The 22,442-nt window shown below is 39.1% G+C and carries 18 protein-coding genes; 2 read left to right on the top strand and 16 right to left on the bottom strand.

The features are described 5' to 3' along the window. Nucleotides 1–110: 110 nt before the first annotated feature. From secA to R3X28_RS11930, 7 genes are all read right to left on the bottom strand, one after another. The gene (secA, locus tag R3X28_RS11960; protein WP_154366301.1) at nt 111–3,473 is read right to left on the bottom strand and encodes a preprotein translocase subunit SecA; all 3,363 of its coding nucleotides are present in this window, start codon (nt 3,471–3,473) and stop codon (nt 111–113) included. A gap of 308 nt (nt 3,474–3,781) precedes the next feature. Further along, a complete protein-coding gene (locus R3X28_RS11955) occupies nt 3,782–4,006 on the bottom strand; it encodes a DUF2795 domain-containing protein (RefSeq protein ID WP_013994285.1) in 225 nt (74 codons plus the stop codon). Between the two features lie 112 nt (nt 4,007–4,118). Next, nucleotides 4,119–4,694: a cob(I)yrinic acid a,c-diamide adenosyltransferase gene (locus R3X28_RS11950; RefSeq protein ID WP_154366303.1), complete on the bottom strand. Its 576-nt coding sequence runs from the start codon at nt 4,692–4,694 to the stop codon at nt 4,119–4,121. 23 nt (nt 4,695–4,717) lie between these two features. Next, nucleotides 4,718–4,867, bottom strand: a complete 150-nt coding sequence (locus tag R3X28_RS11945) for a hypothetical protein (RefSeq protein WP_179955080.1) — start codon at nt 4,865–4,867, stop codon at nt 4,718–4,720. Between the two features lie 95 nt (nt 4,868–4,962). Continuing rightward, nucleotides 4,963–5,190 (bottom strand): hypothetical protein, encoded by a 228-nt coding sequence (locus R3X28_RS11940; protein ID WP_317664524.1) that lies wholly within the window; start codon nt 5,188–5,190, stop codon nt 4,963–4,965. A 296-nt stretch (nt 5,191–5,486) separates the two neighbouring features. Next, on the bottom strand, nt 5,487–7,364 hold the full coding sequence (locus tag R3X28_RS11935) for an ABC-F family ATP-binding cassette domain-containing protein (protein ID WP_154366307.1): 1,878 nt from the start codon (nt 7,362–7,364) through the stop codon (nt 5,487–5,489). Further along, a complete protein-coding gene (locus tag R3X28_RS11930) occupies nt 7,361–8,551 on the bottom strand; it encodes a DUF4105 domain-containing protein (RefSeq protein WP_317664521.1) in 1,191 nt (396 codons plus the stop codon). The genes R3X28_RS11935 and R3X28_RS11930 overlap by 4 nt, the downstream gene beginning before the upstream one ends. A 237-nt stretch (nt 8,552–8,788) precedes the next feature. Between R3X28_RS11930 and R3X28_RS11925 the strand changes: the two genes are divergently transcribed. After that, the gene (locus R3X28_RS11925) at nt 8,789–9,544 is read left to right on the top strand and encodes a CDP-alcohol phosphatidyltransferase family protein (protein ID WP_154366311.1); all 756 of its coding nucleotides are present in this window, start codon (nt 8,789–8,791) and stop codon (nt 9,542–9,544) included. A 5-nt stretch (nt 9,545–9,549) separates the two neighbouring features. Here R3X28_RS11925 and lptB read toward each other — a convergent pair whose 3' ends face one another. The 3 genes from lptB to R3X28_RS11910 all read right to left on the bottom strand — a co-directional run bounded on the left by lptB (nt 9,550) and on the right by R3X28_RS11910 (nt 12,190). Next, entirely contained in the window at nt 9,550–10,290 is a 741-nt protein-coding gene (lptB, locus tag R3X28_RS11920; protein WP_317664519.1) for an LPS export ABC transporter ATP-binding protein, read from the bottom strand. An 80-nt stretch (nt 10,291–10,370) separates the two neighbouring features. After that, nucleotides 10,371–11,225: a twin-arginine translocase subunit TatC gene (gene tatC / locus R3X28_RS11915; RefSeq protein WP_154366315.1), complete on the bottom strand. Its 855-nt coding sequence runs from the start codon at nt 11,223–11,225 to the stop codon at nt 10,371–10,373. After that, on the bottom strand, nt 11,225–12,190 hold the full coding sequence (locus tag R3X28_RS11910) for a KpsF/GutQ family sugar-phosphate isomerase (RefSeq protein WP_317664517.1): 966 nt from the start codon (nt 12,188–12,190) through the stop codon (nt 11,225–11,227). Before R3X28_RS11910 ends, tatC begins: the two co-directional genes overlap by 1 nt. A gap of 193 nt (nt 12,191–12,383) precedes the next feature. Between R3X28_RS11910 and recQ the strand changes: the two genes are divergently transcribed. Beyond that, nucleotides 12,384–14,597, top strand: coding sequence for a DNA helicase RecQ (recQ, locus tag R3X28_RS11905; RefSeq protein ID WP_411556610.1), 2,214 nt, complete (start codon nt 12,384–12,386; stop codon nt 14,595–14,597). Between the two features lie 73 nt (nt 14,598–14,670). On the opposite strand, the gene R3X28_RS11900 is transcribed toward recQ, so the two are convergent. The 6 genes from R3X28_RS11900 to R3X28_RS11875 form a co-directional block, all read right to left on the bottom strand. Then, nucleotides 14,671–16,008, bottom strand: a complete 1,338-nt coding sequence (locus R3X28_RS11900; protein WP_317664515.1) for a carboxypeptidase-like regulatory domain-containing protein — start codon at nt 16,006–16,008, stop codon at nt 14,671–14,673. Nucleotides 16,009–16,265: 257 nt separating this feature from the next. Further along, nucleotides 16,266–17,006, bottom strand: a complete 741-nt coding sequence (gene rluF, locus R3X28_RS11895; RefSeq protein WP_317664513.1) for a 23S rRNA pseudouridine(2604) synthase RluF — start codon at nt 17,004–17,006, stop codon at nt 16,266–16,268. Between the two features lie 51 nt (nt 17,007–17,057). Further along, nucleotides 17,058–18,293: a DUF3999 family protein gene (locus tag R3X28_RS11890; RefSeq protein ID WP_317664512.1), complete on the bottom strand. Its 1,236-nt coding sequence runs from the start codon at nt 18,291–18,293 to the stop codon at nt 17,058–17,060. Continuing rightward, a complete protein-coding gene (locus R3X28_RS11885) occupies nt 18,277–20,643 on the bottom strand; it encodes a DUF2339 domain-containing protein (RefSeq protein WP_317664511.1) in 2,367 nt (788 codons plus the stop codon). The genes R3X28_RS11890 and R3X28_RS11885 overlap by 17 nt, the downstream gene beginning before the upstream one ends. A gap of 128 nt (nt 20,644–20,771) precedes the next feature. Beyond that, complete coding sequence (locus R3X28_RS11880) at nt 20,772–21,914, bottom strand: serine hydrolase (protein WP_317664510.1); 1,143 nt, start codon at nt 21,912–21,914, stop codon at nt 20,772–20,774. A 15-nt stretch (nt 21,915–21,929) separates the two neighbouring features. Beyond that, nucleotides 21,930–22,169 carry a hypothetical protein gene (locus tag R3X28_RS11875; RefSeq protein WP_154366329.1) on the bottom strand — a complete coding sequence of 80 codons (240 nt, stop codon included), beginning with the start codon at nt 22,167–22,169 and terminating at the stop codon, nt 21,930–21,932. Between the last annotated feature and the right edge of the window lie 273 nt (nt 22,170–22,442).

Below are 22,442 nucleotides of genomic sequence, written 5' to 3'. Positions count from 1 at the left end.
TTTTAATTTAAATTATTTAACCGAATTACCATTATTGAGGGGGCGTACTTTTTTTGTAACCAAAAAAAAGCGACCGATAATGGTCGCTTGTAATTTTGTCGAATTAGGTATCAATCTTCTGTCAAGACCCATTCCCCTTTATCAAGTAATGGTTCGGCTTGTTTATACTTGACGGTTTTGCTTTGACCCGACATTACATTTTTTATGGTAACGCGTTCGTTACGTCCTATCTTAGGGCGCTCACGAACTATGGTTTCCGTTATTTGTGGTCTTTGTCCTTGGGTTTGGCCTGCGGCCCTGTTTTTAGCTGCCAATTCGTCGCTATTGGGAATTTCTTCCTTGCTGGTCTGTAAGTTTTCTTTTGGTCTTCTTAAGTTACCCGCATTTTGAATTTCATTCGGATTCTCAGTTGGTAGTTCTCCTTTGAACAAGAAAGAAACAACTTCTTTGTTGACTTTATCGATCATTTCCTTGAAAAGTTCAAATGCCTCGAACTTGTAGATCAATAAAGGATCTTTCTGCTCGTGAACGGCCAATTGTACCGATTGCTTCAATTCATCCATTTTACGTAAATGCGTTTTCCAGGAATCATCTATGATCGCTAGCGTAATGTTCTTTTCAAAATCGGTGACCAATTGTTTACCGTCAGATTCATAGGCATCTTTTAGGTTGGTCACTACATTCAAACTTTTTATTCCGTCGGTAAACGGAACTACGATACGTTCGAACTTATTGGAGTTGTCTTCGTAGACTTTCTTTATTACGGGAAATGCTGTTGCGGCATTTCGCTCCATCTTATCTTGATAGAATGCGTAGGCGCCCTTGTAAATGGCATTGGCAATCTCAGGAACGGTCATTTTTCCAAACTCTGCCTCGCTTATAGGGGAGGTGATAGAGAAGAACTTGATCAACTCAAATTCAAAGTGCTTAAAGTCCATCGCACCTTTATTGGTTTCAGCAATAACTTCACAGGTGTCATAGATCATATTGGCGATATCCACTTTTAAACGTTCACCTTGTAGGGCGTGGCGTCTTCTTTTGTATACCACCTCACGCTGAGCGTTCATAACATCATCATATTCCAATAAACGTTTACGAACACCGAAGTTGTTTTCTTCAACTTTTTTCTGGGCACGTTCAATAGATTTTGTCATCATGGAGTGTTGTATGACCTCACCGTCTTCCAAGCCCATCTTATCCATCATCTTTGCAACACGATCAGAACCGAATAGTCGCATAAGGTTATCTTCCAAGGAAACATAGAATTGAGAACTTCCTGGATCACCTTGACGACCGGAACGACCTCTTAACTGTCTGTCTACACGTCGGGAATCATGACGTTCTGTTCCTATAATGGCCAAACCACCGGCTTTTTTAACTTCATCGGTCAGTTTAATATCCGTACCACGACCCGCCATGTTGGTTGCTATGGTAACCACCCCAGGATTTCCGGCTTCAGCAACAACATCGGCTTCTTTCTTATGTAATTTCGCATTCAATACATTATGTGGTACTTTTCGGATGTTAAGCATTCGCGATAATAATTCTGAAATCTCAACTGAAGTCGTACCGATCAATACAGGTCTACCTGATTGTGACAATTTAGTGACCTCCTCGATAATGGCATTATATTTTTCGCGCTTTGTCTTATAGATCAAATCGTTTCGGTCATCTCGTGCAATGGGACGGTTTGTAGGTATCTCCATGACATCCAACTTGTAAATTTCCCAGAATTCCCCAGCTTCGGTAATAGCGGTACCTGTCATACCTGAAAGCTTTTTGTACATCCTGAAATAGTTCTGAAGGGTAACCGTGGCAAAGGTCTGTGTCAAAGCTTCGATCTTTACATTTTCCTTGGCCTCAATGGCTTGGTGTAAACCATCTGAATAACGACGACCGTCCATAATACGACCGGTCTGCTCATCAACGATCATTACTTTGTTGTCCATGACCACATATTCCACATCTTTTTCAAAAAGGGTATATGCCTTTAATAATTGGCTCATGGTATGTATACGCTCACTCTTGATCGTAAAGTCCTTAAATAGTTCTTCTTTGAGTTCGGCCTCTTTTTCAATCTCCAGGTTTTGTTTTTCGATCTTAGCTATTTCGCCGCCAATATCCGGCATTACGAAGAAATCCCTGTTTTGTTCCCCTGAGATATAATCGACCCCTTTATCGGTCAATTCAATTTGATTGTTCTTTTCATCGATAACGAACAATAGGTCTTCATCTACCTTGGGCATTTCCCTATTGTTATCTTGCATATAGAAATTCTCGGTTTTCTGCAATAATTGCTTTATACCTTCTTCACTTAAATATTTTATCAATGCCTTATTTTTAGGCAAACCTCTGTATACACGAAGTAAAAGGAATCCGCCTTCTTTGGTGTCACCTGCAGCAATAGCTTTTTTTGCCTCGGCCAATACACCGGTCAAATGTTGTCTTTGTTTTTGTACAATATCGTTGACCTTTGGCTTAAGCTCGTTAAATTCATGACGGTCACCTTCCGGTACCGGTCCCGAAATGATCAAAGGGGTACGTGCATCATCGACCAAAACTGAATCGACCTCATCCACAATGGCGTAATGATGCGGTCTTTGGACCAGGTCGGCGGGTGTATGCGCCATATTATCCCTTAGGTAATCGAAACCGAATTCGTTATTGGTGCCGTAAGTGATATCCGCGTTGTACGCAGCCCTACGACCTTCAGAATTGGGTTTATGGTGGTCTATACAATCTACTGAAAGACCATGGAATTCGAATATCGGGGCCATCCAGGCACTATCCCTTTTAGCCAGATAATCGTTCACCGTTACCAAGTGTGCACCATGGCCCGATAAGGCGTTTAGGTACATAGGTAGCGTAGCGACCAAAGTTTTACCTTCACCAGTCTGCATTTCAGCGATTTTGCCTTGGTGCAAGGCGATACCACCGATCAACTGTACGTCGTAATGTACCATATCCCATGTGACTGCCTTCCCGGCGGCATCCCAAGAGTTTTTCCAAATGGCCTTATCGCCATCTAAAGTAACATAGTCCTTGGTGCCGGATATTTTTCTATCGAATTCTGAAGCGGTAACTTCCAAATTTTCGTTTGCAACGAACCGCTTTGCCGTTTCCTTCACTACGGCGAATGCTTCTGGCAGGATATCGTTCAATGTTTTTTCGGATATTTTATAGGCCTCGTCCTGTAGTTTGTCTATCTCGGCATAAATGTCCTCGTTTTTGTCAATATCGGTTGAGGCATGCACTTGCTCGGTTAGTTCGGCGATCTTATCATCCAACTCCTTGCGGTCGGCCTTGATCTTTGCTTTGAATTCATCTGTTTTCGCCCTTAGTTCATCTAGGCTTAAACCTTCTAAAGCAGCTTCAAATGACTTTATTTGTTTAAGAATGGGTTGTAGTTCCTTTACGTCTTTTTTTGATTTGTCGCCGACAAATGCCTTAAGTACTGAATTTAATAAACTCATATTTCTTCCTATTATGGTATTGAAAGTGACGGGAAGCGTCTGCTTTCTATATTTTTATCTCCTTTATTTTAAAAAATAACCTTTTAAAGGGTTGTTGCAGGGGTAGGGCAAAAGGTGTTCCAATCTTTTGAACTTATGGGTGAAGACCTATTTTACTGCCAAATTTACCGAGAAAAATCCCAATAGGTTTTATTTTTCTGCGAAGTTAACATTTTGAATGCTAATTTCTTCCTTTTTGTATGGCCAGTGATGATAATATATTCATAAAAAAAAGTCTCCGAAGAGACTTTTTGATACATTTAACTTGTTTAATATTCATCCTCGTTCCAGAGGTAATCTTCTTCTGTAGGGTAATCTGGCCAAATTTCTTCGATGGACTCGTAAATTTCACCACCCTCTTCTTCCATAGACTGCAAATTTTCTACGACCTCTAAAGGGGCACCCGTTCTAATTGAATAATCGATTAGTTCGTCTTTTGTTGCCGGCCAAGGTGCATCACTCAAATATGATGCTAGTTCTAAAGTCCAATACATTTTAATAGATGATTTTAAATTTTTGCAAAAGTAATTTTTATCTTGAAATAGCCAAGATTTTTTACAATTATTTATGCTATAATAGTTTGATAACGAAGAAAATCGGAAATTATTAGTCCTTTTTTTCAGGAATCCATTTGATTTCCTTCGCCTTTAAGTCATTGGTCAACTTTCGTGCCAAGACAAAAAGGTAGTCAGAAAGTCTATTTATGTAAGACATCACATTCTCATCAAAAGGTTCTTTTTCGAAAAGTTCGGTGGCCATACGTTCCGCTCTACGACAAACCGTTCGTGCTATATGACAGTATGACACTGTTGTATGTCCTCCAGGGAGTATAAAATGCGTCATGGGGGGCAAGGATTCGTTCATTACGTCCATCTCGTTTTCCAAAAGTTCAATGTCCGAATCGTTTATTCTAGGAATGTTCAAGCGCTCTTTTCCGTTTTTTAAGAGGGCCTTATCTGGGTCGGTGGCCAAAATTGCCCCCAGTGTAAATAGCTTATGCTGTATAAGGGTGAGAAGGTTTTTGGTGTAAGGGTCTATTTCCTGATCCCGGATAAGGCCTATCCACGCATTCAGTTCGTCGATGGTGCCATAACTATCTATCCTTATGTGGTTTTTAGAAACCCTAGTGCCCCCAAAAAGGGCCGTAGTTCCTTTGTCACCTGTTTTAGTGTATATTTTCATAATGTACAGTATTGTTCTTAGGGTTAATTTTCTTTTTCCTTTCTGTCTTCACGGCGATAATCTTCCATGAATTTTTTTGATTTTCGCTTTTTTGATTTGTTCCTGTTCAACATCAAGAAAAACAAATAAATGATTACAAGAATCCCTAGAACTGTATAAATCGGATATTCCATAATTTTTAACTTAGATAGCCTTTCAAAAGTGGATTGGAGGTTCTTTTCTCCACATTGTTCGGCAATAAGGTAATTTCAATGATAAAGTTACGGGTTTAAATTCTAATCTTAAAATGTTCCTTTGCTTGTTCTTTCCTGAAAAATAGGGCGCCGCAGTTGAACATATCAACCGAAACCGTTACGTTTTCATTTTGTTTGAAAACTTCCCAGTCCTGGGTATTTTTCTTGTTTTTATAGAGGTCCCTAATTAGGACCATCGTGTCGTTATGATATGTTTTTTCCTTAATGATCAGTGTAAATAATTCATTGTTAGGTGAATCCATGAAGATGAGGTCTTCCGGTTGGTTGAATTTGATTTGCGGGAATGACTTAATTATCAAATTTTCAAGGAAAGGATCTTTTGGGACAATTCGAATATTTTCAACCTTAAAATACGCAAGGCTCTTGAGTAATACTTTTATATACTTAGGTCCTCTGATTTTAGATTTTTTATACAGGCATTTCGTAACGAAGTTATAAATGAAAGGTGAATGTACACCATGCTGGTTAGTGGCACTAAAAAGAAATTTGATATAGCTGATAAATCGGTACAAGATATGTTTTTTGGGGTGTTTCAGGATTATTCCATCATGGCGGAAAGTTCAAACCAACGTTCGGTCTTTGTTTCTATGGCTTCCGAAATTTCTTTCAGTTCTATGGATAACGCATCTATGTCTTCGCCCGTAAGACCGCTATCGGTGAACTTGTGTTGTACTTTTTCTTTCTTCTCCTCCAATCGTTGAATTTCTTTCTCAAGCGATTTATATTCTTTTTGTTCCAAATAGGAAAGTTTGCTACCGCTACTTTCCTCTTTCCATGAATTCTTTGGGCTATTGTTTTCAATGATCTTGTCTTTTTCCGATCTGCTTTCGGCCACTTGGCTATCCTCATAGGCTCTGTAATCAGAGTAGTTGCCTGGAAAGTCCTCGATAACCGTATCACCTCTAAAAACAAATAAGTGGTCAACGATCTTGTCCATGAAATAACGGTCATGGGATACTACCATAAGACACCCGGGAAAATCTAAAAGGAAACTTTCTAGAACATTCAGGGTCATGATGTCCAGATCGTTGGTAGGCTCGTCCAAAATCAGGAAGTTAGGGTTCTGGATAAGGACGGTACATAAGTATAAACGCTTACGTTCACCACCACTCAGTTTTTCGACAAAATCATATTGCTTCTTACGGTCGAACAGAAAACGTTCCAACAATTGTTGGGCAGATATTTGTTTTCCTTTTTTTAAGGGAATATAATCGCCGAACTCACGAATTACATCAATGACCTTTTGGCCCTGCTTGATCTCGATACCTTTTTGGGTGTAATATCCGATTTTAATGGTGTCCCCAATAACCACTTTACCACTGTCCGGTTGGTCTGCTCCCGAAAGAATATTAAGAAAAGTAGACTTTCCGGTACCGTTTTTCCCGATAATGCCAACCCGCTCACCTTTGGTGAAAGTATATTCAAATTGGTCTAAAATCGGTTTGCCGGGAAAAGATTTCGATATTTTGTGAAGTTCCAGGATCTTACTCCCGATGCGCTCCATGTTTATTTCCAATTGTACCTCATGTTCAATGCGGCGTTGGTGGGCTTTTTCCTTTATGGCTTGGAAATCATCTATTCTCGACTTTGATTTTGTTGTACGGGCCTTAGGTTGCCTACGCATCCAAGTCAATTCTTTCTTAAACAGCAACTTTGATTTATGCTGCTCAACAGCCTCTTGTTCCAATCGGGCTTCTTTTTTTTCTAGATAATAAGAATAATTACCCTTGTACGGGTATAGTTTTCCCCCATCGAGTTCAATGATCTCATTACAAACACGTTCCAAGAAATATCGGTCATGCGTAACCATGAACAGGGTTATGTTTTCCTTGGAAAAGTATTGTTCCAGCCATTCGATCATTTCCAAGTCTAAATGGTTGGTAGGTTCATCAAGAATCAAAAGGTCGGGTCTGTTGATAAGTGCATTGGCAAGTGCCAAGCGTTTTTTTTGCCCTCCGGAAAGGAGTCCCACTTTGGCATGTATGTCCTCTAGCTTAAGTTTAAAGAGAATCTGCTTGTATTGGGTTTCAAAGTCCCACGCATCATAGCGGTCCATAGCCTCAAAGGCCTTTTGGTAGGCTTCTGCCTCCTCAGGGTTTTCAAGGGCCTTTTCATAGGCCAGAATAACTTTAAGAATGTCATTGTCAGAAGCGAAAATAGTTTCTTCAATGGTTAGGTCAGGATTCATGTCAGGTTCCTGTTCAAGAAAGGAAACGCGGGTTCCCTTACGGTAATTCACCAAACCGGAGTCAGGCACGTCCTTACCGGAAAGTATATTCAGAATCGAGGTTTTCCCGTCCCCGTTCTTAGCGATCAATGCAATTTTCTGATCCTTGTTTACCCCAAAGGATATGTCTTCAAAAAGGACTAGTTCACCATATGATTTTGCTATATTTTCAACAGAGAGGAGGTTCATATTTTAGAAATGGGGTTTTGTTGGTTTTTATATCCGTATAGAAATGAATACCGGGTGCCCAAAGCCAATAAAATCGGAATAAGCACTGGTGAAAAAATCTGGACCTTCAACAGCCATAATATTATAACTGCAAAAATTAGTACTATTAAGAATAGGAAGTATTTGAAAGCCCATAATGGGAGTGGCTTTTTGCGACATACCATAAACGCGAATATCAAATTCAGGGGAAAGGCCCATAGGATGTTCAAATTATTGGCCGTTGCCGAATGGTCTGTTAAAAACCAAAGGAAGAAGATGACGATTCCCGCAATTCCAGTTAAAAGGAATAATACAAAGTCGATACTTTTGGTTCTACGGTTTTTCTTAAAATCCAAAACTGTTAAGGTAACCACGATAATCAGTAATGCCAGGGTCCAAAACAAGGGTGTACTTATAAAACTGCTTTTGTGTTCATGGGGACCGGGTTTGTAAATGCTTGTTTCTTTGGGTGCAATGGGCTTGTTGTCCAATTGGGCACTGTTCAATTGTTGCATTATATATTGTGGCAAGAACATATGTTCTTTAGGTGTGGCAACATCATCGATAACCGCACCGAGGGCTAAGTCAATACCGAAAGAGGACCATGAATTAAGTGGCATATTAAGGCGAATAAGCTCACGATGGGTGTACTGTTTATCTAAAAAACCTTCATTGAACACCAACTTTTCATGGTATACGGAATCTAGAACATCCCAAATTTTGGTAGCGCAGTTGTTATAAAAGAAATCATACGGGTAGGCCCTGTTTTCAGGAAGGTAATTGTTCTCCAAAAATTGGAGCAGTTCATTCCTTTCAAATTGGCTGAGTTGTAAAACCTGTTCGTTTACCCAACGTTTATCATTTTTGTATTCCCGTATGAAATTGGAGAACTGTTGGCGGGCCAGCATGTAATCCAATTTACCTTGTGCGAACTTTACATAAAAATTATCCGAATAAAAATCGAAAACGCCATAGTTGTATACCACATCTATACCAATGGCTGGGTCCTTAACCCTAAAAGCACTATGGCCAAAGGTCGAGTATAATTGGTCGCCCGGCCCACAGGTCAGTACGCTAATTTTAGATAATGGGGTCAGTTCCGGAGTTTGGGAGTGTGCCACCAGTGATGTCAAAAGCAAAAGGAATGTAACGAACCTTTTAAACGGCATAATTTGTTATTAAGGATTTACGGTGGCAAATATCTGAATAAATTGTTTAGAAGTAGGTTTTATGTTAACGGTTCTTAATTGGTTGAATCGTCATTACCGATTTCAAAGGGCAAATGCTTTTTTGTTATTTTTATAAGTGCTACCGATGTCTTATTTATTCCAAGGTGTTTATTATTTGAATGGGCCATCGGACAAGCTTTCATGAAATTTGTATTATTTTTACATAAACAACTTTTCATGAAACGTCATATTCCGAATTTTATCACTTTAATGAATGTTTTTTGTGGAAGTGTGGCCGCTGTATTCGCTGTTTTGAACCAGTTGGAACTCGCCGCATTTTTTGTTTTCATGGGAATTGTACTTGATTTTTTCGATGGATTTGCAGCTCGTATCCTAAATGTAAAGAGTGAATTGGGATTACAGCTAGATTCGCTCGCCGATGTCATCACCAGCGGACTTGTACCCGGAATAGTAATGTTTCAGTTATTGGGAATGTCTATGAGTGGAGGTTGGAATGTGAACCTCTCTTCTGAAGCGGCTCATGATACTTTCTGGGTAGGCCTTAAAGTTGCCCCTTTACCTTTCTTGGGGTTTTTGATCACCCTGGCATCTGCCTATCGTTTGGCCAAATTCAATATAGATGAAAACCAAAAGGAATCTTTTGTAGGATTGCCTACGCCGGCCAATGCTCTATTGATTTTGTCCTTACCCTTGATATTGCTCTACCAGAACAATGATATTTTGAACGGTATCATTCTGAATCAATGGTTTTTAATAGGCATAACCCTGTTAAGTGCATATTTGTTGAATGCCAAGATCGAGTTGTTCGCCCTAAAATTCAAGACTTGGAATTTCAAGGATAATTCACAACGTTATATTTTCCTTATCGTGAGTCTTGTGCTATTAATGACCATGAAGTTTTTGGCCATACCCGCGATTATTGCCTTTTATGTTTTAAGCTCTGCAGTCGGAAATATTTCCAGCAAAATTTAAATGGACTAAAAATCCAACTTCTTTTTACGTAGCTCAAAGTTTTGACCTAGGTATACTTTACGTACCATTTCGTCGGCTGCAAGGTCTTCGGGTACACCGGATTTTAAGATACCACCTTCGAACATCAAATAGGAACGTTCTGTAATGGCCAAGGTTTCCTGTACATTGTGGTCAGTGATCAATATTCCGATGTTCTTGTCTTTCAAATGGGCAACGATACGCTGAATATCCTCAACGGCCACAGGGTCTACCCCGGCAAAAGGTTCATCTAAAAGAATGAATTTTGGGTCGGTAGCCAAGGCCCTTGCGATTTCCGTTCTTCTGCGCTCCCCACCGGAAAGTAAATCGCCCCTGTTTTTTCGAATATGGCCAAGACCGAATTCCTCAATGAGCGATTCCATTTTCATTTGTTGTTCTTTTTTGCTCAAGTCTGTCAATTGCAAGACACTAAGGATGTTCTTTTCAATGCTCAGTTTTCGAAAGACCGAAGCTTCTTGGGCTAAATATCCAATACCGTTTTGTGCTCTTTTGTACATAGGGAAATTTGTGATTTCCATATCATCTAGATAAATATTTCCGCTATTGGGCTTTATAAGACCCACGATCATGTAGAACGATGTTGTTTTTCCTGCACCATTGGGGCCGAGAAGGCCAACGATCTCACCTTGGTTTACTTCTAGGGAAATACCTTTTACAACTTGTCGCCCACGATAGGCTTTCATTATATTATCTGCTCTGAGCTTCATATACGACTATGGATAAAATCAAACATTACTCCCCAAATCTAAATTTAAATACTGGGTGTTGGAATCTTCTTTACGGTTTTTTAACCTTTTTTATTTTTATTTGCGGCCAATTTGGCTTCCTTTTTTGCTTCGGACTTCAATACCATTTTAGATATATAGATGCTTACTTGGTATAGTATAAGTACGGGTACAGCCACTATTATCTGGCTTGCTACGTCTGGTGGTGTGATCACTGCCGATACGATCAACACGATAACCAAAGCGATCTTCCGGTATTTTTTCATGATTTCCGGAGTAACCAATCCTATTTTGGTCAAAAAGTAGATTAAAATGGGTAATTCGAAAAGTATACCACAGGCGATTACCGAAGATCGTACGGTGGCGATATAAGATCCTATATCGAATTCGTTCAGAACCAATTCACTTACTTGGTAGGTTCCCAGGAAGTTGATTGAAAGTGGTGCAACAACATAGTAACCGAAAAGTACACCCAAGAAGAACAAAAACGAGGCGATAAGGATAAAACCTCTGGAGTTCTTACGTTCCTTTTCGTACAATCCCGGACTGATGAATTTCCACATTTCATACAGTACATAAGGAAACCCAACTATGAAACCGGCCCAAATAGAGGTCCAAATATGTGCTGAAAATTGCCCCGCCATTAAACGGCTTTGAATGGTGAATGGCAGTTTTTCGGCACAAAAAGCCGAGTCTATGCCAAAGAAGGTTGCAATGTCGCAAAACAGGCGATAGGTTGGGAAATCCATTTTTGAAGGTCCAAAGATAACCGTATCAAAAATGAAACTTCTCATTACGAAAGCTACGATTCCTATTAGCACAATCGCAAAAGTACTTCGGATCAAATGCCATCTCAATTCTTCAAGATGGTCAAGAAAAGACATTTCGTTTGGACTCTTTGCAGCGGTTTTTGCCATTATAGTATGCCCTCGTTAATTAAATTATGTAAATGAACAACGCCTTCGTAATTGCCATTGTCAACAGCCAATAATTGGGAAATTTCATTCTCCTGCATTAGCTCAAGAGCTGTAATGGCCAGCTTTTTGGTTTCTATGGTTTTAGGACCATGTGTCATGATATCCTTAGCTTTTAAACCGTTTATGTTCTCGTATTTGTTCAACATTCTACGAATATCCCCATCTGTGACAACACCTACAAGTTTTCCGTTATCGATTACGGCCGAAACGCCCAACATTTTTTCTGAAATCTCCACAATGACCGTGCGAACGTCTGTTTCGATGTCTACTTGAGGTTTCATATTGGTCTGTACAATATCGCCGACAGTAAGGTAAAGTCGCTTTCCTAATGACCCGCCTGGGTGGTATTTGGCAAAATCTTTACTGCTGAATCCCTTTAGCTCTAACAAGGAAATGGCAAGGGCATCTCCCATGACCAATTGGGCCGTGGTACTTGTTGTCGGTGCCAAGTTGTTGGGGCAGGCCTCTTTCTCTACATAGGTATTCAATATGTATTTGGCTTGTTGTGCCAGAAATGATTCGGTATTGCCGGTCATCCCGATCAATATGTTTTTACCTCTTTTTATCAAGGGAACAAGCATTTTGATCTCTGGTGTATTCCCGCTTTTGGAGATACAAATAACCACATCTTCATCTTGTATGGTGCCTAAATCCCCATGTATCGCATCACCTGCATGCATAAAAACCGCCGGTGTACCCGTGGAGTTCAGGGTGGCGACTATTTTTGTGGCGATTATGGCACTTTTGCCAATGCCCGTAATAATAACCCGGCCTTTCGATTTCAAAATATGGTTTACCGCTAGTGCGAAATCCTCATTAAGCAAATGGGCCAAATTTCCAATGGCCTTACTTTCCGTCTCAACGGTCTTTCTTGCTATACTAAGTATGGTGTCAGAATTGTTCAAGGTATATTTTAGGTTAAGGATTGTAATCCTAAAAGAATGTCATATATTTAAGTTTACAAAATTACATAAACTATATTTTATAGAATAGTTATGTTTTAAAGGATGTTAGGTCATAATTTGTTTCATAGGCCAAAACACCTTATCTTGATTAAATATTGTATGATGACCTTAGGTCATTGAATTAAAAAAATAGATGGCAAAACAGGCAATGGGGCTTAATGATATGGATATACACGCCTCGTTAAAAAAGTATTTTGGTTTTTCCCAATTCAAGGGGCTCCAAGAAGATGTGATCAGTAATATCGTTCAAGGAAATAACACTTTTGTTATAATGCCGACAGGTGGAGGTAAATCGCTATGTTACCAATTACCGGCTTTAATGCAAGAAGGTACCGCTATTATCGTCTCCCCTTTGATCGCTTTGATGAAAAACCAAGTCGATGCCATTCGTGGCATTTCCGATCACCATGGCGTAGCCCATGTACTTAACTCTTCCCTGAATAAAACAGAGGTTAAGCAAGTTAAGAGCGATATAGAGGAAGGTATAACCAAGCTACTGTATGTGGCTCCGGAATCACTTACTAAAGAGGAATATGTAGATTTCTTAAAGTCGCAAAAAATTTCCTTTGTAGCGGTAGATGAGGCCCATTGTATTTCTGAATGGGGGCACGATTTTAGACCTGAATATAGGAACTTGAGGACCATTGTTAGTCGATTGGGGGAAAATATCCCCATTATTGGTCTTACGGCCACGGCTACCCCTAAGGTCCAAGAAGATATTATCAAGAATTTGGGAATCAACGATGCCAAAGTTTTCAAAGCTTCGTTCAATAGGCCCAATCTTTTCTATGAAATACGACCTAAAACGGCCAATGTGGATGCCGACATCATTAGGTTCGTAAAACAGAACGAAGGTAAATCCGGTATTATTTATTGTTTAAGTAGAAAACGGGTAGAAGAACTTGCCCAGGTGTTACAGGTTAACGGTATCAGTGCGGTTCCCTACCATGCAGGTTTTGATGCCAAGACAAGATCAAAATACCAGGATATGTTCCTTATGGAAGATGTTGATGTGGTCGTTGCGACCATCGCGTTCGGGATGGGTATAGACAAACCCGATGTACGTTTTGTTATACATCATGATATTCCTAAAAGTATAGAGAGTTATTATCAGGAAACCGGCCGAGCCGGTAGGGATGACGGCGAGGGGCATTGTTTGGCATTCTATTCTTATAAGGATATTGAGAAGTTGGAAAAATTCATGTCAGGTAAGCCAGTCGCGGAACAGGAAATCGGGAATGCACTTTTGCAAGAAGTCGTTGCCTATGCCGAAACTTCCATGTCCCGAAGAAAATTCATGCTCCATTATTTTGGGGAAGAGTTCGATGAGGTGAACGGGGATGGTGCCGATATGGATGATAATGCACGAAATCCGAAAGAGAAGCAAGAGGCCCAGGACGATGTGTTGAAGGTCTTGCGTACTGTTGAGGAAACAAGTGAAAAATTTAAATCCAAAGAGATTGTAAAAACCATAATTGGGCAGGTCAATGCCTTGATCTCTTCACACAAGGCCAATGAAAAATCGGTTTTCGGTATTGGGGCAGACCAAAGCGAAAACCACTGGATGGCACTAATACGTCAAATGTTGGTCGCAGGACTTATAAAGAAGGAAATAGAGTTATACGGTATTCTTCATTTAACCGATAAAGGGAAAGAATTTCTGGCCAAGCCCGTTTCTTTCATGATGACCAAGGACCACGAATATAGTAAGGAAAGGGATGAAGCCATTGTAAGTGCCTCTAAAGGTGGGGGAGTGGCCGATGAAAAGTTGTTGAAACTCCTAAAATCCTTACGCAAAAAACAAGCCGATTCATTAAGTGTACCTCCGTTTGTGGTGTTCCAAGATCCATCATTGCAAGATATGGCCTTGAAGTACCCTATTTCAATGGAGGAAATGTTGAATATTTATGGGGTTGGGGAAGGTAAGGCTAAAAAATACGGAAAGCCATTTATTAAGGCCATCGCGACCTATGTTGAAGAAAATGATATTATTCGACCAGATGATCTTGTGGTAAAAAGTACCGGGGCAAACTCCGGTCTAAAACTTTATATTATCCAGAATGTGGACCGTAAATTGGATTTGGAGGATATTGCCTCTGCGAAAGGACTTGAGATTCCTGATCTTATAAAGGAAATGGAACAAATCGTTTATAGTGGAACTAAGTTGAATATAGGTTATTATATTGATGAGGTTTTGGATGAGGACCAACAGGAAGAGATCCATGATTATTTTCTTGAAGCGGAAACTGATAATCTTGAAGATGCCATGCAAGAGTTCGATGGCGAATACGAAGAAGAGGATTTGCGGTTATATAGACTCAAATTCATTAGTGAGGTTGCCAATTAAATAGTCCCTCACATTATAAAATAAAAAACGCCCTGATATCTTCAGGGCGTTTTTTTATCCGTTCATATTTTATTCAAGGAGCAGGGCTTCCAGCGGCTTTGTTCTTTGATTTTTTAAGCTGGCGTTGGATTTTCTTGATGGCAGATTCTATAGATTTTTCTGGTTCAATAATGTTGTATTCGCCCCAGAAATCAGGGTCTGCAAAACCTACGGCCTCATCGCCCAAGATAATCGAGGTTTTAATTCTGTCCCTAGCCTTCGGCATTTCGTTGGTTAGGTTCTTTTCCCAATCGGTTACGGCCATTTCACAAGATAGGCTGTAAACTGAATTGAAGAGTTTTTTGTCCCAATCTATTTTGAATTCCAATAGTACATTGCTGTAACCATAATACCATTTGCCGTTTTTTTCCCGATAATCGACCCTATAGGCTATTTTATTGGGCCATACCTTGGCGTTTGCGGGTTTTTTTCTAACGAATAGTTTGGCAGCCTCGTATTTGTCGGTGATATTCAAAGAGTAAATAGCGCTGGTAAGTATCTTACGTTCGGCATCGATAAATAATTGGCCTTTATATAACTGTTCCGCAATACCCGGTTTTTGGGTAAAATTGATTACAAATATCCGGCGATCATCCACACGGGTTGAACGGTCAAAACTGAAATTGTACATACCAAGTGATTTTTCCTGGAAAATATATTCCGGATACTTCATTATATCCACATAAAGAGCGTTGAACGGTCCTCCTTGCAATTTAAGGGCTACGGTATCAAGTTTGTTGTAATCAGTGCTTTTACGGGCTTTGTATAGCTTAACCCCATCTTTTTTATTGGAGTTGTAAGGAGATTTGTAAATGTTTACTACAGCCTCGGAAAGGGAAACGTTTTTCTTTCTTTTTTTTATGGTCTCCCTATAAAAAGCGGTCATTAAAGTAGGGTCACTGAAGTAATTCTGTCCTCTACCTTTTAAGGTTTCCCGAACTAATTCCTCGGCATCCTTAGGTACGCTTAAGCTTACTTCCCCAAGCATTTCAACGAATACATCCAAATAAATCTTGTTGTTCTCTTCTTTGAATTGGGAAAGGGGGATAGATTTGTTTTTGTAGCCTAAGAAAGCCACTATGACATTGCCTTCCTTCATTGATTCGGGGACCTTTAGGGCAAATTCACCTTCGGTATTAGAAATTGTGCTAATATTGGTGTTTTCTACCGTTAATGTGGCAAAGACCAAAGGTTTTTTAGAGTCCGAATCCATTATTTTGCCTTTGTATTGGTCAAAACCGATTTCTTGCTCTTGATCCTCTTGTTGAAAAAATGCCGATGCCTTAGGAGTGCCTAACGAACCTATAAAAAACAGGGCGAAAAGGATATGTTTGAGTGTCTTCCTCGATATTTGATGTGTATGATTCCTCATGATTGACAATTTTATGTTGAGTCGTTTAATGAACTTATACAAGTTAATGATATTTAGGTAAATAAGTTGTTAAAAATTGATTATAATCAATGGGTTAAATGCGTGTTCGTTACTATTTTAAGACATTTGCCTAAAGATTCATAATTAAATATGGCCAGACAATGACTTTCGTCAGTATGTCTTAGCACTCGATATAAAATGAATAGCATTAATCATGGGGTTTTCTGAGAAGCCCTAATGGATTGTCTATTCTATGTTCAAGAAATGTCGTCATGCGTTTTAGAGGAAGAAGAAACAAGCCTGTTTATTTCCTTCAATTCTGCCTGGGTAAGATCTCTCCATTTTCCTACGGGAATATCCAACTTAACATTCATGATTCGAATGCGTTTGAGCTTTTTTACGTCGTATCCCAAATATTCGCACATGCGGCGAATTTGTCTGTTTAGACCTTGTGTAAGTATGATTTTGAATTGGTATTTGCCAAGACTTTCAACTTCACATTTACGCGTAACGGTATCCAGGATCGGTACGCCATTGCGCATTTTATTCAGAAAATCTTGTGTTATCGGTTTGTTGACGGTAACCAAATATTCTTTTTCATGATGGTTTCTCGCACGAAGTATCTTATTTACGATATCACCGTCATTGGTTAAGAAAATAAGTCCTTCACTAGGTTTGTCCAGTCTGCCAATCGGGAAAATGCGTTTTGGGTAGTTGATAAAATCTATGATATTGTCTTTTTCGACCCTAGTATCGGTGGTGCAAACAATTCCGATAGGTTTGTTAAAGACGAGGTATACGGGTTGCTCTTTCGGTTCCGATATAAGTTCCCCGTCGACGCGCACTTCATCCCCAGGTACGATTTTAGTTCCCATTTCGGGGACCGAACCGTTAATGGTGACCCTCCCCTGGTCTATTAGTTTATCCGCCGCCCTTCGGGAACAATAGCCTACTTCACTTAAATATTTATTGATTCGTGTTTGTTTGGGTGCTGACATTTGTGCCGTTATTATTTAACAATACAAATTTAGGCTTTTCAATCCCAAAAATCAGGATTCCTTTTTCGACATCATTTTTAGGGTGAAGCCCCCTATTACCAATATAACGATTGCCATAACAGACCAAAGCCAGATTTTGTTTTCGAATAAGGGGGCTATTTGTTCTATTCCGTTTTTTGGGATATGTATTTCGGGACCAAGGTCAACCCTGATCAATGAAGTAGGAATGCTTTTTGAAGTGTGCACAATATCATAGTTTGGTTTTTGGGCGTTTATATTGCCATAGACCAAAAAATAATCCCTTTTATCTGTAAACCTTACCGTTAAATAATGCTTATAGCCTTTTATTGACATGTTGGTTATGTTCAAGGACTGATTGTCATGGTCGTCAATAATGATCCGTAGATTTTTGGCCATTACCGAATTAATGTTGAATTCATTTTTTTCGATGGAGTTCAGGGTTCCTCGGAAAAGTGTACGGTAGGTGAATTTTATTCCTTTGTCAGTGGGGACACTGTCTTGGGCATATTGAACCTGAAAAGAACGATAATAGTCATAATCATTGGGGATGTCCAAGTTCAAAAAGCTGATAGGCTGTCGTTGTTTGAGGGCAATCTGAACTATGGTCTGCTTTTTTTCCTTGTTTCGGGAAATTTCATAATCCCCGATTTCGGCCATGTTGTATTGGGCTTCAATTGTTTCGTGTAAATATATTTTGGCATCAAGTAACTTGGGAGCCACATCGCTTTTGAATGAAATTCGGTAGTAACGGTATTTTGAATTAGGGAACTTTAAATGCGAAAAACGAAAATCGGTCTGCTCATTTTTTATGGATAGTATGCGGGAGTCCTCAAGAATCGTGAACCACTTAGATTGTTCTTGACTGCCTTCAAGCTTTACTTTCCAATCAAAATTTTCATTTTTGAAATTCAATGAGATTTCATTCAAGGTTTTTGTGGTAGGTACTTCGAAAGTGAAATAATGGGTATTGGCCCTAATGGCTGTATTGATCAAAGAAAAAACTACTTCTTTTTGAACGTGCTTTTCCTTTTTTACATTTAATAGGTATGGGGCTTCTATAGTGTCTTTTGTTGAGACACCATAAATTCGAAGATCCGATAAATTGTCAGATAACCCATTAAAAACAGAAGTTGGCAACTCTAGGGTGTGCCATTTTTCCGTAATACCTGAAATCTCCCTCTTTTCACTATAATCCCCAATTTGGGCAAAGGTTGTGCCGCTGATAGTGAGTAATATTGTAAGAAGAAGTTTAGTTCGTTTCTTCATCGGATATTCTGTTTTTGTACTTGTTGTATAAAAATGATATGATCAACAACAAGATACCCAAAGAAACAAAAACTATGGTTTTGGAAATGGTGTTGAGTGATGCGATATCGTAGAAAAATAATTTGATCAGGGTAAAACCGAAAAGAATCATGGCCACAAGGCGTAAGAATTTTTTGTTTTGCCAAATACCCAATATGACCATTAGTAAAGCGTATGATCCCCAGAGGATACTAAGACCTAGTTTATAACTCTGGTGTGATCCGGCCATATGCATCCAATGTAATAATTCACTACTGGCCACCCATAAGATGGTCATATGGAGTAAGATCTCGAATGGAATCTTAAAGTTTATTTTAAGGAAGGGCTCTCGAATCAATTTATAGAGGCTCACCAATAACAGGGTCAAAAAAGCAAAGGCAATATACCGTATCGTAATGTTGAAGAAACCTATTTCGTAGTATTCCGATAAGTTCTGATCAATATAACTTTCCCTCAATTCACTTAAAGTATACAAGCCCATGGTCAAGAACACAAAAATTGCGAATAGACCAGCAGTGAGCGAAACTATACCCAAAACTCGATTGTGGAGTTTCTTAATATTCGCAAAAATCAAAATTGAAATGAATAATAGGGAGTAATTAATTAGCCAAATGTTGCCGGTATCCCTCAAGTCGGTATTGTGCTTAAGATAGTCGTACCCATTTTCCTCAACTATAGGTATTTCGGAGCCTATGTACAATGTTTCCCAATAATATTGTATTTCTAAGTAGAAACCCATGAACAACACAAAAAGCAATATACTGGGTATGGCAAATGACATGATTTTTTGTATCGTATTATTTGGGGCTACTGTATTTTCTTTCTTGGTGTTTGTGTTCAACCAATTAATAAAGCTAAAAGCCCCAACGAACAACAATGAGCTTAGAAAAGTCATATTTAGGACAGGTGACATCCCTTGGTCAAGGCCTATATTATCAAAATAGCCCAGTGTCCAATCATGGAATAAACTGAATAAGGCCAATATCATGAGCGGATAAGACAGGTTCTCATAAACGATAACATTCTTCTTACGGCCTATCCAAAATAGTAAAGCGGCTTCAAAGGCCCATAAAAGGGTTACCCAGTTGCCGTCTAGTTGTATGGGGATGGCGATGGTCAAGAAAACCAACACTAATCCCGAAACCAAATAATACAGGTTATTATCGGCCAATTTTTTCTTGTGGATAATCAAACTGACCATAAAATGTAATATGGCGTTGCCGAGTGCAAATACACCTAAAAGTTGTTCCCCTGTCTCGCTTTCTGAAAGCAGTCCGTAACCCAATCCAAAAAATATGAACGAGTTGGACAAGAGTAAGACAATATCCGATTTTTTGAATTTTTCGGACGCTTTCAGTTTATATGATAAAAATGTAGCATAGAAAATAAGAAAGAAAAGGAGGGAGAACATCATTGCTATCGTACGTTGTTCGTTATAGGCATAGGAGAACGCCAGCCAGCTGCCAAAAATCAACCAAGTAATGATAAACGATGAATAATATAGGGGCTTCCAATATTTTTTATAGGCTATGAAGAGGATTCCTATATTGATTATGGCCATATAGCTAAAAAGAATCTCTGGACTGCCAGAGTCGTTGCTTAAAAGAAAAGGTACCGCATAAGCACCAACGAGCCCTATATGCGCTATGATCTGTTTGTTGTAATTCAGGGAGGCAACAACGCCGAAAACCGTAAAAATGAGCATGAGGATAAAAGTCATGATCTGCGGGAACAGCCCATAAAAACTATAGGCGGCAAAAGTTATGAAATATAGGATGGCAAGGGCTCCACTGACCAGAACGGCACTGTAATTTTCATATTTTACCTTTAGTTTAATGCCAAAACCGAGTAAGCATAAACCGGCCAAATAACCTAAAATGATTCGCGTCAACGGACTTATCAAATTATTGTCTATTGAATATTTGGCGCCAATGGCCACCCCTAAAACAGTGATGATTATGCCTACTTTGTTTATCAGGTTCTCACCAATGAATTTTTCCCAATTCGATTTTGTCTTTGGCTGCTTGAAAATACTGATGGGTTCTTCTTGCTTTGGTCGTGGTGCATCAATAGGTTCTTGTAGGTATTCCTTAATAGGTTCTTTTGTAGGGGAGTTAGCCATTTGGGGCTGTTCTTCCTTGGTCGGCGATGGGTTGATCGTCCCAACCTCTTTTATGCCGCCTCCGGCTTTTTTCAATGCCTCTATTTCCCGATAAAGGGACATGAGTTCTTTGGCAAAACCTTCTTGCTTGCCCAGAAGTATTTCTAATTTATTATTGAGCTCTTCAATGCGATTATTTTGGTCTGGCATATAGTGGATTTACTTACCCTAAAATACGTAAAATACTGGTTTCGGTTTAAGGCTAACAATCTAACGGTAATATCCTGAATTTATTGATAAAGTCTTAAGTAATGCGACTAGGTTTTGTTTGGTGTAGCCTATTTATTTTTTGCAGATACTTCAAATGAATGGATTTCCTGGCCCAATGCCGCTAAGAAAGGAATGCCGATATGGTCATATTCATACGTGTTGTCATTGAAAATTTGATTGCTGTTAACCAGTAGGGTAGCAGTGAGTAAAAATTCAACATTGTTTTTTCGGTCATTGATGTATGCACAATCCGTCAATGTGCCATATGCATAACCAACCTTGTTGAGAATATCTATGTTTTCGGGCATTTTCGACTTCTTGTCACCGAACATGAAGAACTTTACATAACTGTCATAGAATTCCTCGGAATCATATCCGGCCTCTTTAGGCAACAATTGCATGGTTTTGAGTAAAAATTCCCGTTGATCGGAACTTAAATCGAATCGTTCGTTTTCTTTGAAACAGTTAGGAAAAATAAGTCTTTTCAAAACGTTGTGTTGGGCATTGATCGGGTAATGGTTTTTTAAGCCAAAATCAAAGGGTTCATGAATCAATTCGTTTTCTTCGTAATAACCGATTCCTTTTTTAATACCATTTAGTTTTAGAGGAATGGCAGACGTATTCACGGTTTTTTCCAACATGGTCGTAGTACTGTCATTCAAATATACGATCAATGGTTTAGTGGTGATTTCATAGGGTTCGTCAGTTGACAAACGGTGTGAAATACGAATGGAGTCCAATCCTTTTTCCTTCAAGGATTTGTTGATGAAATCCTGACCTAAAAATTCGAATAAGCGATTATTGGCGGCATTGTCACTTACTACGAATATTTTTGTGATATCAGCTGCGAATGTGGTTTCGATCGTATCCCCTTCTACATAATAGTGGGTGTCCTTGTTAAGTAAATCCATTTGGTTCAATTTCTCCAATGCTAAAACTGCTATGGGTAATTTAACCGTACTGGCAGGATAGAAGTAGTTGTTGCTGTTCACTTGAAAACCATTGTCTTCAAAAATCACACTGTCCTTGGTCCTTTTTATTTTGGTGAATTTAATTTGGACCTCATATCGTTGTACGCTATCAATGATATTTTTTATTCTTGGGTCATTGGAATTCAATGCATAATCAAGGGCATTCTGGAATTGAGGTTTTTTTTCACAGGCACTTATAAGGCTAAAAAGGCATAAAAGGGATAGTAATTTTTTTGTCATTGTCGCCAGTGTTGTCTATTCTTGGAATACTTCTGCACGATGTGGTTTTAGGGAGTCCCGAACCTTGAGCATATCTGTTTCCTCTACAACCATATAGGCTAGGCTATGCATGTCATTGATTGTCTGGTGCCCAGTAATGTTAGGTTCAAATTTTTCCAGAATAATATATTCTTTTAAATGTATTTCATGGTGTTCTGCCGTTTTTGCGCCGGTTGGACCCCGAAAATCCCAGATAAGTTTAATTTTTCTGTTCATAAAGCTTTGTGCTGGTAAAAGATTTATATGTTCATTGCTCTAAATTACTTCTTTTTGGATAGTTGGTCTAGCTTTTTGGTTTTTCTACATAGAAATTGGGTTTAAGGTCTTTTTCCTTGAAAACGATTGTTGGGGAGTAGAAGTTTTAGGAATTGATATTGGTTTTTTCGATTTGACTGGTATTTATGGTTTTAGGTTTATAAAATGTGTTAATGAAAGCCTATATACCTTGTTTAACATATAGTATTTATTATTTTTGCAGGATGCATTTTA

It is taken from the genome of Maribacter sp. TH_r10, from assembly GCF_033101095.1.
Lineage (GTDB): Bacteria > Bacteroidota > Bacteroidia > Flavobacteriales > Flavobacteriaceae > Maribacter_A > Maribacter_A luteus.
Note: the sequence above shows the minus strand (reverse complement) of the source record. Positions and strands in the feature narration are given on the sequence as shown.